The sequence below is a fragment of the Azotobacter chroococcum genome, from assembly GCF_002220155.1.
Lineage (GTDB): Bacteria > Pseudomonadota > Gammaproteobacteria > Pseudomonadales > Pseudomonadaceae > Azotobacter > Azotobacter chroococcum.
In genome coordinates, this window is sequence record NZ_CP011835.1 from 1,548,282 (window position 1) to 1,561,812 (window position 13,531).

At 63.8% G+C, this 13,531-nt stretch carries 13 protein-coding genes; 8 read left to right on the plus strand and 5 right to left on the minus strand.

Annotation, left to right across the window (positions count from 1 at the left end):
• Positions 1-134 precede the first annotated feature (134 nt).
• Positions 135-659: a retropepsin-like aspartic peptidase RloA3 gene (gene rloA3 / locus ACG10_RS07180; RefSeq protein WP_089167694.1), complete on the minus strand. Its 525-nt coding sequence runs from the start codon at positions 657-659 to the stop codon at positions 135-137.
• Between the two features lie 769 nt (positions 660-1,428).
• Here rloA3 and ACG10_RS07185 point away from each other — a divergent pair.
• The 6 genes from ACG10_RS07185 (at position 1,429) to ACG10_RS07210 (ending at position 10,772) form a co-directional block, all read left to right on the plus strand.
• Complete coding sequence (locus ACG10_RS07185; protein WP_089167695.1) at positions 1,429-3,969, plus strand: YbcC family protein; 2,541 nt, start codon at positions 1,429-1,431, stop codon at positions 3,967-3,969.
• Positions 3,970-3,979: 10 nt separating this feature from the next.
• On the plus strand, positions 3,980-5,848 hold the full coding sequence (locus ACG10_RS07190) for a proton-conducting transporter transmembrane domain-containing protein (RefSeq protein WP_089167696.1): 1,869 nt from the start codon (positions 3,980-3,982) through the stop codon (positions 5,846-5,848).
• 78 nt (positions 5,849-5,926) lie between these two features.
• Positions 5,927-7,525 carry a SulP family inorganic anion transporter gene (locus tag ACG10_RS07195; RefSeq protein ID WP_089167697.1) on the plus strand — a complete coding sequence of 533 codons (1,599 nt, stop codon included), beginning with the start codon at positions 5,927-5,929 and terminating at the stop codon, positions 7,523-7,525.
• 382 nt (positions 7,526-7,907) lie between these two features.
• Positions 7,908-9,023, plus strand: coding sequence for a glycosyltransferase family 4 protein (locus tag ACG10_RS07200; protein ID WP_198319028.1), 1,116 nt, complete (start codon positions 7,908-7,910; stop codon positions 9,021-9,023).
• Positions 9,016-9,783, plus strand: coding sequence for a DUF2334 domain-containing protein (locus ACG10_RS07205; RefSeq protein WP_089167699.1), 768 nt, complete (start codon positions 9,016-9,018; stop codon positions 9,781-9,783). The genes ACG10_RS07200 and ACG10_RS07205 overlap by 8 nt, the downstream gene beginning before the upstream one ends.
• The gene (locus tag ACG10_RS07210; protein WP_089167700.1) at positions 9,780-10,772 is read left to right on the plus strand and encodes a lysylphosphatidylglycerol synthase transmembrane domain-containing protein; all 993 of its coding nucleotides are present in this window, start codon (positions 9,780-9,782) and stop codon (positions 10,770-10,772) included. Before ACG10_RS07205 ends, ACG10_RS07210 begins: the two co-directional genes overlap by 4 nt.
• 13 nt (positions 10,773-10,785) lie before the next feature.
• On the opposite strand, the gene ACG10_RS07215 is transcribed toward ACG10_RS07210, so the two are convergent.
• Together ACG10_RS07215 and ACG10_RS07220 are read right to left on the minus strand one after the other, a co-directional pair.
• Positions 10,786-10,977, minus strand: a complete 192-nt coding sequence (locus tag ACG10_RS07215; protein ID WP_089167701.1) for a hypothetical protein — start codon at positions 10,975-10,977, stop codon at positions 10,786-10,788.
• Positions 10,978-11,057: 80 nt separating this feature from the next.
• Complete coding sequence (locus ACG10_RS07220) at positions 11,058-11,267, minus strand: cold-shock protein (RefSeq protein WP_039804958.1); 210 nt, start codon at positions 11,265-11,267, stop codon at positions 11,058-11,060.
• A gap of 318 nt (positions 11,268-11,585) precedes the next feature.
• Here ACG10_RS07220 and ACG10_RS07225 point away from each other — a divergent pair, with 318 nt between their 5' ends.
• Together ACG10_RS07225 and ACG10_RS07230 are read left to right on the plus strand one after the other, a co-directional pair.
• Positions 11,586-11,822 (plus strand): DUF2789 domain-containing protein, encoded by a 237-nt coding sequence (locus ACG10_RS07225; RefSeq protein WP_089167702.1) that lies wholly within the window; start codon positions 11,586-11,588, stop codon positions 11,820-11,822.
• Positions 11,823-11,891: 69 nt separating this feature from the next.
• Positions 11,892-12,320, plus strand: a complete 429-nt coding sequence (locus ACG10_RS07230; RefSeq protein ID WP_039804954.1) for a universal stress protein — start codon at positions 11,892-11,894, stop codon at positions 12,318-12,320.
• A gap of 57 nt (positions 12,321-12,377) precedes the next feature.
• Here ACG10_RS07230 and ACG10_RS07235 read toward each other — a convergent pair whose 3' ends face one another.
• On the minus strand, positions 12,378-12,932 hold the full coding sequence (locus ACG10_RS07235) for an O-antigen ligase family protein (protein ID WP_039807921.1): 555 nt from the start codon (positions 12,930-12,932) through the stop codon (positions 12,378-12,380).
• 222 nt (positions 12,933-13,154) lie between these two features.
• Positions 13,155-13,502, minus strand: coding sequence for a YajD family HNH nuclease (locus ACG10_RS07240; RefSeq protein WP_039804952.1), 348 nt, complete (start codon positions 13,500-13,502; stop codon positions 13,155-13,157).
• Between the last annotated feature and the right edge of the window lie 29 nt (positions 13,503-13,531).

The window sequence follows — 13,531 nt, forward strand, 5'->3', positions numbered from 1 at the left end:
CGCCCACCGGCAGGGGGAGGCCAGGACGTCGCGCCCGCGATCTGCCCTGGCAGGATAGGGGTGTGGCGTTACCGCCGCGAGTCAGCGGACGTTTGGCCGGGGTAGGACTGGACGCGGCGGTGTCGGCCGGGCCTTCAGCGGGCCGCGTTGCTCCGGGCGCACTTGGGGTCGACGGTGAAGGTCCGGGAAACGTCCACCAGGCCGAGACGCCCCAGGGTCCGCCGGCCGATCAGCACGGGGTAGTTCATCTTGCTGCGGTTCTTCAGCGAGAACTCCTCGTCGTAGATCCGCTTGCCGATGCAGATCTGCATCATCACCACCGGCCGGCGTTCCGCGCCGCCGGCGCCGCGGAGCTTCACGTTGCGCACCACCCGGCGTTCGAACGGCGAGTCGACCAGCTTGCCGGTGTCACCGTCGGTCAGCTCGACCTTGAAGCGCACCCACTCGTCGCCGTCGCGCTCGAAGCGCTGCAGATCCTTGGCATCCAGGGAGGAGGTCAGGGCACCGGTATCCAGCTTCATCTTCACCGGAATGTTTTCCGGCTGGATCAGCCCCTTCTCGATCCAGCCGAAGACCGGTTCGGACGTCTCGGCAACGGCGGCGGGGAGGGCGGTAGCGCTCAGCAGCAGCGCCAGGGGGAGGGACTTGAGCAAATGCATCGGGGAACAGGCTCCTGGGAAAGATCGGTCAACCATAGTAGGCCGCCGTTGAAAAGAATATCGGCCGCTCTTCACGACGGGCCGGGCAAGCGCCCCTTGCTGGTCGGTCCGCGCAGGCGCCACGCCCGAGGAGGCGCCGCTCCGAAAGCTTGTTTTTACCGTACTTCATCGGAGGGCCTTGGCAAAGATTCTCCGGCCTGCCTTTTTGATTGGCCATGAGCCATGACAGTGCTGGGCATGTGCGTCCCCGGAGGGTGGCGTTTTGATATTGATCCCGCTCTTTCTGGTGGTTGTCGAAAGTGATTGGCTGAATGGAATAGTTCAATGACGTTTTTTCACTTCATGAATGGTTAATTTATTTTTAAATAAAGTCTTCACATGGTTGTCTTGCTATCGATTGGCATGCAATGTGCCTCTGTTGAATGGTCGATAATTTCCTGTAATATCTTGAAATACTTTTCAGGGGCTTTGGAATGCCCATTGGAAGACCCCGGAAGAAAACATTTTTTTCACAAATGAGGTGAAGGCAAGCTCGTTGGAAGTGCCATGCGCGCTCTTTGGCGTGCGCAGCGTTATTTCCCGGGCAGGCAGCAAGACGCATGTCATCAGCCTAGAGATTCTCCTTAACGGGATTCGCCGGTAACGGCATCAAAGTGGATCAGGTAGAGAAATGGCCTGTCTTGACCGGACACGTCATTCGGGGGGCTTTTGTTTTCGAATGACCGGCAAGGCGTGGCTTTGTTCCATCTTTCTACAGGCCATTTGAAGTATGCCGATGGCCTCTGGAGATAAATCGATGTCCGCTAGAGCAGAAAATCCAGTGCAGTCCGGTAGTTTTGATGAGACGGCCGTATTGCACGAGCTTGAACATTATCTTCCGAAACAAGCTCCCTTGAAGGATTTCGTTCACCACAATACCTTGCATGCATTTCAGGGTTCGAAGTTTCACGACGCGGCGCGCAATGCCTCGGGTATCTTCGGATACAGTGTGTCTTTGAAGTTGGATAAATACCGCCGTCTTTATCTCGAGGGAGAAATAAATCCGGACATCCTGGATGGAATAATTGCCGCGCGCAAAGGCGCTCAGTTCGAACTCTGGAAGAACAAGGTCATTGGGGAAAGCTTCGCTCCGCCGCCGCTACCCCGCATCGGTTCCGTGCGGGCGAACTGGAAGAAGAGCCAGCGGATCGACCTGGATTCGCTGGTGCATCCGCTGCTGTTCCGCATCCTCTGCAGCTATCTCGACCAGGGCATCTCGATCTGGACCTTCCCCTCCAGCGGCGAGGGTTTCCTGAGCGCCATCCGTGAGCTGGAGCGCCACAGCTTCACCAGTTTCTTCCGCCGCGAGCGGGCGCGCCGGCTGCTGCTCGAACAGGACTGCTCCATCGCCGACCTGCTGAAGATCCTGGTGCGCGACGAGGCGCTGTTCGCGCATTACCTGTTCGACCAGCAGTTCGCCCATCCGGGCTGGTCGGGCATGGTCACGGTGATCGAGGCGCAGCCCGGCACCCTGATCGACAGCCGCAGGATCACCCTGCGCGAGCTGATCGTCTTCGAGTTGCTCCTTGAGATCGACGCGCTCGACGAGCATTTCGACGAGGCCTGGAGTCCGCTGACGGCGGAGCTGGCCGGCGAGCCGGCGGCCATTCTCGCGGACGTGCCGAAGACCGAGCTGCACGAGGTTCTGGCGATCTGGCAGGAGGCGCTGGAGTGGAGCTTCTACGATCCCGTGTTGAGCGCCATCCAGCGCCAGCCCGCGGAAAGCCCGGCGCTGCCGGCGACGCAGAGTTTCCAGGGCCTGTTCTGCATCGACGACCGCATCTGCTCGTTCCGCCGGCACCTCGAAAGCCTCGATCCGCACTGCGAAACCTACGGGACGCCGGGCTTCTTCGGGGTGGAGTTCTATTTCAAGCCGGAGAACGCGAAATCCTATTCCAAGGTCTGTCCGGGACCGATCGAGCCAAAATATCTGATCAAGGAAACCGGCAGCCAGGACAGGCGCAAGGCCGAGCCGCATTTCAGCAAGCACTCGCACGATCTCTTCGGCGGCTGGGTGATTTCGCAGACCCTCGGCTTCTGGTCGGCCGTCAAGCTCTTCGACAGCATCTTCAAGCCCTCTGCGAGCCCCCTCGGCGCCTCGTCCTTCCGGCACATGGATCGTACGTCCAGCCTGAGCATCCTGAATCGCTCGGCGGACGACCGCGAGGATGGCCTGCAGATCGGCTTCACCCTCGAGGAGATGGCCCAGCGCGCGGAGAACCTGCTGGGCAGCATCGGTCTGACCCGCGATTTCGCGCCCATCGTCTACGTGGTCGGGCACGGGGCGAGCAACACCAACAACCCGCACTACGCCGCCTACGACTGTGGTGCCTGCTCGGGCCGGCCGGGGTCGGTGAACGCGCGGGTGATCTGCTTCATGCTCAACCATCCGGAGGTGCGGCGGATACTGGCCGGCAAGGGGATCGAGATTCCCGAAGGCACGCAGTTCGTCGGCGCGCTGCACGACACCACCCGCGACGAAATCGCCTTCTACGACGAGTCTTCGCTCAGCCCCGACAACCACGCCCGGCACCAGGCCAATACGGCGGTCTTCGACAAGGCCCTGGCGCTCAACGCCAAGGAGCGCTCGCGGCGCTTCGCGCTGACCGACAGCCAGCAGCCGCCGGAGCGGGTCCACGAGGCGGTCAAGGCGCGTTCTGTATCGCTGTTCGAGCCGCGTCCCGAGCTGAACCACGCGACCAACGCGCTGTGCATCGTCGGACGCCGGGCCTTGAGCCGCAAGCTGTTCCTCGACCGGCGCTCGTTCCTCAACTCCTACGACTACCGCATCGACCCGGACGGCAAGTTCCTGCTTGGCATCCTGCGCGCTGCGGCGCCGGTCTGCGGCGGCATCAACCTGGAGTACTTCTTCTCCCACGTGGACAACCAGAAGCTGGGGGCGGGCAGCAAGCTGCCGCACAACGTGATGGGCCTGATCGGGGTGGCCAACGGCAACGACGGCGACCTGCGCCCCGGCCTGCCGAGCCAGATGATCGAGGTGCACCACCCGGTGCGGATGATGATCGTCGTCGAGCAGTTCCCCGAGGTGGTCCTCAAGTCCATCCAGCAGCAGCCAGCCACCTACGAATGGTTCGCCAACGAATGGCTGAACCTCACGGTCGTCCATCCCGAGACCCATGAGCTGTTTCGCTTCAAGGACGGCGGCTTCGCGCCGTATCGCCCGCTGACCGAGCGGATCGAGGCTGCTACCGATCTCGAGAAGCTTTTCGAAACCCAGGCGGACAACCTGCCTGTCCTCGCGCTGAGCTAGGGGAGTCGCCATGGCCGCCATACTGCAGATCTTCATCTTTCTACCGCTGCTCGGGTTCCTGATCAGCCTGACCCATCCGGAACGGGACGAGACGCGGATTTCCCGCACCGCCCTCATCACGGTCGGCGCTCATCTGGCCGGCTTCAACCTGTTTTTGCTGTATTGGGCGTTCCGCGGCTTTCCCACCCTGGAGCTGAAGGATTTCGTCCTGTTCCAGACAGAAAGCTACGAGTTCTACATCGACTTCCTGTTCGACCGGATCACCGCGACCTACATGTTCGTCGGCGCCTTCCTGACCTTCATGGTGCTGCTCTACAGCCGTCACTACATGCACCGCGAGGCGGGCTACAAGCGCTTCTTCAGCACGGTGCTGTTCTTCTATGTCGGCTACAACATGGTGGTTTTCTCCGGAAACATGGAAACCATGTTCACCGGCTGGGAAGTGCTGGGGATCACCTCGTTCCTGCTGATCGCCTTCTACCGGGACCGCTACCTGCCGGTGAAGAACGCGGTCAAGGTGTTCTCCATCTACCGGATCGGCGATGTCGGCCTGCTGCTGGCCATGTGGATGATGCATAACCTCTTCCACGAGAACGTCAGCTTCCACATGCTCGAAGACCAGGCCTTCGTGCTCGAACATCTGCAGCCGCATGCCTTCGTTGGCGCCGCCATCGGGCTGATGATCCTGGTGGCCGCCGCCGCCAAGTCGGCGCAGCTGCCGTTCTCCAGCTGGTTGCCGCGGGCCATGGAGGGACCGACGCCATCGAGCGCGATCTTCTACGGCTCCCTGTCGGTGCACATCGGGGTCTTCCTGCTGCTGCGCACCGCGCCGCTCTGGCGTGACCAGCTGTTCGTCTGCCTGGTCATCGGCCTGCTGGGCTTTACCACCAGCGTCGTCGCGACGGTGATCGCCCGCTCGCAATCGGCGATCAAGAGCCAGATCGCCTATGCCTCCATCGCCCAGATCGGCCTGATCTTCATCGAGATCGCCGCCGGCTTCGACACCCTGGCCCTGGTGCACTTCGCCGGGAACGCCTTCCTGCGCACCTATCAGCTGCTGGTTTCGCCGTCGGTGGTGACCTACCTGATCCGCGAGCAGTTCTACAACTTCGTGCCGCGGGAACACCATGCCAGATGGGTGCTGCCCAAGAAGTTCGTGTATTCCCTCTACATGCTTTCGGTGCGGGAGTTCGATCTGGATGCCTTCATGTACCGCAAGTTGTGGAATCCCATGAAGAGCCTGGGGCGGCGTTTGAACTTTCTGACCTTCTGGCGGGCCGTCGGTATTTTCGTGCCGGTCTATCTGCTGGGTTTGTATGGGGTCTATAACCGCGAAGTATTGCCTGTCGCGGTCACGGAAGTGCTGCCGGTGATCTTCGCGTCGATGGCGGCGGTATTGGTGCTCAAGTCCTTTACCGAGCGCAAGCGCGCCCGCATGACCTGGCTGCTGGCGATCATGACGCACTTCTGGATCGCCCTGGCCACGTCTTTCAATGCCAACTTCGACTTCAGCGAAAGTTATATCTACCTGAGCGGCGTCGCCCTGGCGGGGATCGTCGGATTTCTGTGCCTGCGGCGACTCAAGCATCTCGAAGGCGATATCGATCTCGACCGCTTTCATGGCCATTCCCGCCAGCATCCGAAGATCGCCTTCGTGTTTCTGCTCTGTTGTCTGTGTGCCACCGGTTTTCCGATCAGCCCGACGTTCATCGGCGAGGATCTGATGTTCGCGCATATCAAGGAAGGGCAGGTCGGATTGGCCTTCCTGACCAGTTTGAGCTTCATCCTGGTCGGTTTGTCGATCATTCGTATCTACGCGCGGGTATTTCTCGGGCCGCATGCCAAGTCGGTCTATGAGGTGGCGTACAAGTCTTCCTGATTCGTTGAAAAGTTTGGCGAGAGATATCCATCACGAGCATTTGAAAGTGCATGTAAATATCCAAGGAGTCATTGCCTTATGAAAGCGTGTGCAATTCCAGAAGACGGCCTGAAAGGCCTCAAGCAAAATTGGCGCAGCGATGTGGTATCGGGATTCCTGGTATTCCTGCTGGCGCTTCCCTTGAGTCTCGGCATCGCCAAGGCCAGCGAATTCCCGCCGGCCATGGGCGTGTTGACCGCCATGATCGGCGGCCTGTTCGTCAGCCTGTTCGCCGGCTCGCGGCTCACCATCAAGGGACCGGCCGCCGGCCTGATCACCATCTGCGCCGGTGCCGTGGTCGAGTTCGGCGGTGGCGCCGAGGGCTGGCACCTGGCGCTCGGGGCGATCTTCGTGGCGGCCGTGCTGCAGATGCTGTTCGGCTTCCTGCGCTTCGGCGCCCTGAGCGACTTCTTCCCGCACTCGGTGGTGCACGGCATGCTGGCGGCGATCGGCCTGATCATCTTCGCCAAGCAGATCCACGTGCTGCTCGGCATCGATCCGGCCACCCTCAAGGGGCTCGAACTGGTCGAGTTGTTCGGGCGGATTCCTTCCTCGATCATGCACGCCGACTCCCACGTGGCCCTGGTGGGGGTCGTCAGCCTGGCGATCATCTTCGGCATGCCCTTGCTGAAGATTCCGGGTCTGAAGAAGGTCCCGGCGCCGATGCTGGTCCTGCTGGTGGCCGTGCCCATGGCCCTGATCATGGATTTCAGGCACACCGAGCCGGTGTTCGACATGGTGACCATCGGCAGCTTCTGGTCCAACGTCGGGCTGAACGTGGACTTTTCCCTGATCGGCACCGCGGTGTTCTGGAAGTACGTGCTGATGTTCCTCTTCATCGGCAGCCTGGAGTCCCTGCTGACGGTCAAGGCCGTCGATGGACTGGACCCCTGGAAGCGGGCGTCGAATTTCAACCGGGACCTGGTCGCAGTAGGCGCGGGTAACGCCCTGTCCGGGCTGCTGGGCGGCCTGCCGATGATTTCCGAGGTGGCGCGCAGCTCGGCTAACGTCAGCTTCGGCGCCCGCAGCCGCTGGAGCAATTTCTTCCACGGCCTGTGCCTGTTCATCGCCATGCTGCTGTTCATCCCGGTCATCGAGATGATCCCCAATGCGGCCCTGGCGGCGCTGCTGATCGCCGTGGGCTACCGGCTGGCCTCGCCCCATGAGTTCTTCAAGGTCTACCGCATCGGCGCCGAGCAGCTGGTCATCTTCGTCGTGACCGTGCTGGTGACGCTGTCCACCGACCTGCTGATCGGCGTCGGGGCCGGCATCGCCACGGAGCTGGCGTTCAACCTGGTGCACCGGGTGCCGTTCGGCAACTTCTTCAAGGCCCGCTACGCGCGCTCCCGGCAGGCCGGCGAACAGCGGATCAAGGTCCGCGGGGCGGCGATCTTCTCCAACCTGCTGGGCTTCAAGAAGCTGTTCAGCCAGATCGACCGCAGCACCAGGGTGACCCTGGATTTCTCCGAGGCCCATCTGGTGGACCACACCTTCATGGAGTTCCTGAGCCACCTCAGGGAGGAGTTCGAACATGCCGGCGGGGCGCTGATCGTCACCGGCTTCGAGCGCTTCAAGCCGTTCTCGGACCATCCGCTGGCGGCCCGCAAGCGCCTGCCCGGCAATGTCCAGCTGGCCTGAGCGGGCCTTTCTGCCGACGATGAAGGCGCTCTGCGCCTCGCCCGGCCACGACTGCTGATCCATCGGCCAGGGATGGCCTTTTCCCTATCTGTTGCTGCATACGGCAGCTTTCCCAACGCCTTCCGGTGCCGATGCGTGCACGCTCGAGGAAACTCCAGGGCGTTCCGCTCGGTCTACCCCGGTGTTCCCTGGTTCACGGCAGCGCCCGGGCAGGCCGTTCGTTCGGCTTGGCCGGAAAGCAATTTCCTGACGCTGAAACGGGCACAGACTATCTTTTTGCTACAGCACTGCGGTTTTCATGGCGGGACCGCTTGTGGGTGGGCGGGGCGTCCCGCCGCAGCCGCGGCGGTTCGCTCCGAAGGCCTTCGGACGGAGGAAGCTTGTGCACATTGCCGATATGACCATGTTCTATGCCCCCGCCAGCGGTGGCGTACGCACCTATCTGGAGGCCAAGCACCGTCGCCTGCGGCTGTACTCCGGGGTGCGTCACAGCGTGCTGGTGCCTGGTGCCGGCTACCGCGAGCAGGCCGGCGTCTACGAGGTGCCTTCGCCGCTGCTGCCGTTCGGCAAGGGCTATCGCTTTCCCCTGCGCCGCGCGCCCTGGCGCCATCAGTTGCAGCGCCTGCAGCCCGATCTGATCGAGGTCGGCGATCCCTACCTGACCGCCTGGGCGGCGCTGGATGCCGGCCGGCGTCTGGACATCCCGGTGATCGGCTTCTACCACTCGGACCTGCCGCGGCTGGCGACCAAGCGTGTCGGCGCCTGGTGCGGCGGCCGGGTGAACGATTACGTGGCGCACCTCTACGGCCAGTTCGACCGGGTGCTGGCGCCCAGCCGGATCATGGCGGAGAAACTCTTGCGCCTGGGCGTGCAGGACGTGTTCGTGCAGCCCCTGGGGGTCGATCTGGAGGTCTTCCAGCCGGCGCGGCGCGATCCGGGCCTCAAGCGCGAGCTGGGTCTTGCCGAGGAGACCCGGCTGCTGGTCTTCGCCGGTCGCGGGGCGCGCGAGAAGAACCTGCACATCCTGCTGGAGACCGTCCGGCGCCTCGGCCCGCCTTACCATCTGCTGCTGGTTGGCGCCGACATGCCGCGGCGGGTGCCGGACAACGTCACGGTGATCAACCAGTTCCAGCCGGCCGCCGCGGTGGCCCGGCTGATGGCCAGCAGCGACGTGCTGCTGCACGCCGGCGACCAGGAAACCTTCGGCCTGGTGGTGCTGGAGGCGATGGCCTGCGGCATTCCGGTGATCGCCGCGCGTGCCGGGGCATTGGCCGAGATCGTGCCGTTCAGTGCCGGCCGCCTGTGTCGGCCCAACGACGCGCGGGCCATGGCCGCGACCGTGCGCGAGCTGTTCGAGGGCGATGTCGCGCGGCTGGGACGTCAGGCGCGTCAGCACGTCGAGGCCCACCATGCCTGGGATGCCGTGGTCGCCGGCCTGCTTGCCCATTACCATGCCGTGCTGGGCACGGCCAAGCTGCCGGTCGCCGTGAATGTCTGAACGCCATCTGTTGCTGGTATTGCACGATGTCGCCCCGCAAACCTGGGCCGACTATCAGCGTTTCGTCGAGATGGTGGATGCCCTGGGCAATGTGCCCGTCACCTGGCTGGTGGTACCGGATTTTCATCGCCGCCAGCCGCTGACCGCCCACGCCGAGCTGTGCCGGCAGCTCGATGCACGGCTGGCGCGCGGCGACGAGCTGGCCCTGCACGGCTACCACCACGACGACGACGCACCGCCGCCGCACACGCCGCGGGACTGGCTGATGCGCCGCGTCTACACCCGCGAAGGCGAGTTCTACCGGCTCGACCAGGCGCAGGCGCGGCAGCGTCTGGAGCAGGGCATGGAGGTGTTCCGCCGCTGCGGCTGGCCGCTGCACGGCTTCGTTCCCCCCGCCTGGCTGATGAGCGAGGGCACCCGCCTGGCCCTGCGGGAAACCCCGCTGCGCTATACCAGCGACCTGCGCCATCTCTACCGGTTGCCGGATTTCCAGGCCATCGACGCCCCCGGCCTGACCTGGAGCGCCCGCAGCCGCTGGCGCCGCGGGCTGTCCCGGCTGGTCTGCGCGGGGCTCGCCGCCTGTCATCGGCGGGCACCGCTGCTGCGCCTGGGGCTGCATCCGGTGGACATGCGCCACGACTTCTCCCGCCGCTACTGGGTGGAGCTGCTCGTGCGCCTGCTGGAGGAGGGGCGCCAGCCGCTGACCAAGATCGGCTGGCTGGATCGCCAGTCGCCGCAGCTGCCGGGTGCTGGCGCATGAGCCGTGGACTGTGGCTGCTGCTGGGCGGTCTGCTGGCAGCCCTGCTGATCCCCCTGCTGCTCGGCGGCAGCGGGCTGTGGCGGCAGCTGCAGAGCTTTCCGGCCAACCTGCTGCTGGCCATGCTCGGCATCATCGTGATCTGCTGGAATCTCAACGCGCTACGCCTGCGTCTGCTGCTGCCCGGCTACCGGCTTCATCAGAAGGACGCTCTGGGCATCATCATGGCCACCGAGTTTGCCATCTGCGCGACGCCGGGCGGCGCCGGCGGTCCCCTGACCCTGATGGCGCTGCTGATGCGCCGCGGGGTGTCGGCGGCGCAGGGCACCGCCACCTATGCGGTGGAGCAGCTCACCGACTTGCTGGTGTTCGCCTGCGCGCTGCTCGGCATCCTGGTCTATGCCCTGTCCCATGCCCTGAGCCCGCACCTCGCCTGGCTGCTTGGCGCCAGTGCCAGCCTGTTGCTCGGGGTGTTCGTCCTGCTGTTCCTGCTCGGCCGCTTCCATCGCCAGATGTTCCGCCTCAACGGCCGGCTGCTGCAGCGCCTGGGGGTGAGTGTGCGCCGACGGCTGCAGTATGCCCGCAAGGTGATGCGCTTTCGCAATGCCCTGCGCCAGAGCCTGAGCCTGCCGCGCCCGGTGCTGCTCGGGGTGTTCCTGCTCAGCGTCGCGCACTGGGTGCTGCGCTACAGCGTGCTCTACCTGACCCTGCGCGGCCTGGGCAGCGAGCTGTCCTGGGCTTGGACCTTCCTGGTGCAGATGCTGGCGCTCAGCGCCGGACAGGCCAGCCTGCTGCCGGGCGGGGCCGGCGGGGCGGAGCTGGCCTCGGCGGCGTTGCTCGCCCCGCTGGTCGGCAAGTCGACCAGCGGAGCGGCGATCCTGATCTGGCGCGCCGTCACCTACTACTTCTACCTGGTCGCCGGTGCGCCGGTGTTCCTGCACCTCGCGGGGCGGCCGCTGCTGCGGCGGCTGGTGCGCTATCGGCAGTCCTGAGCGGGCGTGCCGACTATTGCTTCTTGCCAATCTTGATATGCCGGCTGGGCGGCATGGCGGTCTGGCCGCTGACGCCATTGGCGATCTGCCGAATCTCGCCGCCGCCCCGGAGAAAGGCGGAAACCAGGGCGTCTAGGGATTCATGGGTTTCCTGAGCCGGTTCCGGCTTGGCCTTCCGATTCGATCCTGCAACCCGCGTGATCATGCTGGTTTCTCCTCTGGCAGGGTGGATGCCCAAAATGAAAAAACCGGCCCGAAGGCCGGTTTCCTGGACAGCGCAGGCGATTAGACGACCTGTACTTCGTCCGCTTGCATGCCTTTCTGGCCTTTCACTGCCACGAAGGAGACCTGCTGGCCTTCCTGGAGGCTCTTGAAGCCGGTGCTCTGGATGGAGCGGTAGTGAACGAACAGGTCGGGGCCGCTTTCCGGAGTAATGAAGCCGAAGCCTTTTTCATCGTTGAACCATTTGACGGTGCCGGTTTGACGATTGGACATGAGTTGTCTCCTTGGACAAAGTTGAAAGCTGGGCCTTTGGGCCCGGGCGTTGACTGAGTGCAAAGAGCAGTCGAAAAAGGATCGGACAGCAGTTACGCAGATCGTTTCGCGGTGACGCATGCAACACAGTGAAGCCACTTTACTCCCTCGACGCTGGATCACCTAGTCTTTTCTCCACCACTCGATGGATGGGCGCCGCAGGCGTCGACGGTGCAGGGCAAAAGCTGCCCTGGATCAAGCGGTCGCCGATGGATTTTCCGCTATGGTTAGAAGAAGCGATACGCGCTTCCCACAAACGCAACAGAGGAGGAAGGAAAGATGGAAATGCCCATCCACAAACTGTCCACGCTGTTCGATCAGCTGGGGCTGAAGTCCGATCCGGCCAGCATCGATGCCTTCATCGGCAGCCACATGCTGCCCAACGGGATCAAGGTGTCGGAGGCGCCCTTCTGGTCGCCTTCCCAGGCGGCCTTGCTGAAGGAGGAGCTGCTCGACGACGCCGACTGGGCGCCGATCGTCGACGAACTCAACGAGCGCCTGCATCCCCGGCACTGAGCGGGATTCGCAGGTGCGCCAGGCCCCTCGGGGCCTTTCCGTCCACCAGGCACAATGAGTGTGCAGGCCATGAAGAAAGTACTTGTTCCGTTCGACGGTTCCGAAAGCGCCAAGCGCGCCTTGCTCTACCTCGTGGAGTTCGTGAAGCAGGTGCCGGACCTGGAGATCCATCTGCTGAACGTGCAGGGGCATCCAATCATGTACGGCGACTATGTCGCCGGTCCCATGCTGGAAACCCTGGTCAACGCGGCCCGCGAGCATGGACGCAAGATCAATGCGAAGGGGCTCGAACTCCTGCGGGCACATGGCCTCGAGGCCAGCGCCCACGAGGAACTGGGCGAGACGGTGGGAGAGATCGCCAAGGCGGTCAGCCTGTTCGGCTGCGACACCGTGGTCATGGGCACCCGGGGAATGAGCAACTTCTCCAACCTGGTCATGGGCTCGGTCGCCACCCGTGTGGTGCACGAGGTGACGGTGCCCGTGCTGCTCGTCAAGTAGGCCGGAGCGCGTCGGGCCGCTGGGGAGGGGATTTCCTTTCCCCGTTGCCCGGAGCCGTCAGAGCCTGTTCCTGAAGCGGTGCCATTTCTTCTCCCCGTTCATGATCCAGTGCGGCATGGCGGCGCCGGTTCCGGCGATTTCCAGTTTCGGGTGGTGGCTGACGACCTGCTCCAGCAGCGGCTCCTGGGCCGGCTCCACATCCACGAAGAACACATGCTTGCCCTGGCGCAGCTTGTCCTGCAGGGGGCGGAAGGCGCGGTTGCTCTTCTGGAAGCCGAAGAAGCCGCCCTCCCAGATGCTGAAGCCGAACAGCACCAGGGCCAGGAAGATGAAGGGTATCCAGCCGACGCGGGTCTGCGTCCAGCCGCCGAAGTAGGCGACGACCAGCACCAGGGCGGCCAGTGCCAGGCCGATGTACAGGCCGCGCGTGCCGGCGTCGACCACGTTGGTCTTCATCATCGAAGGTACGCTGTGCAGGCGATGCCGTTCGAGTTCGGCATCCTGCTCGCTCAGCACATGGATCTGCTCGGTATCGATGCCCTTGGCTTCGAGTTCCTGCTCGACCCGTTCCAGATCGTCCAGATCGTCGCTGACGTAGTAGTGCCGGTTCATGTTCACCTCCCGCTGCATTGCATAAAGGTTCCGGCGAATGGTCGATCGAGACCCGCGGCAGAGGCGCCGGGGCTGGGGGATGACCCCCCTTGGAGTCTAGCAGCAGGGCTTTGCCGGGTTGCCGGCGGGCGCCGGGCGTGCCCGGGCGGCGGACGAGAGGTCGGGACGGACGGCAACCGCCGCGGGCGCTGCGAGCAGGCGCGGCGGTTGCGGCGGCGGGGGTCAGTCCTGCTTGCCCTTGAGCAGGTCGCCGAGGTTGGCGAAGGCCTTGAAGGTGGTCTTCGGCCCCAGGTCGGCGCCGGGACGGGGGGCGGTCTGGTACTGGCTGTCGGTATAGCGCGAATGCTCGTTGTCGTGGCAGTACAGGCAGAGCAGTTCCCAGTTCGAGCCGTCCTCGGGATTGTTGTCGTGGTTGTGGTCCTTGTGGTGGACCGTCAGCTCGCTGAGGCGCTTGCCGGAAAACTCCCGGGCGCAACGGCCGCAGACCCAGGGGTACATCTTCAGGGCCTTTTCCCGGTAACCCTGTTCGCGCTGGGCATAGGGAATGTTGCTCTTGTTGTTCGTGCTCATGGTGGCTTGCCTGACTGCTGGTTCCGATC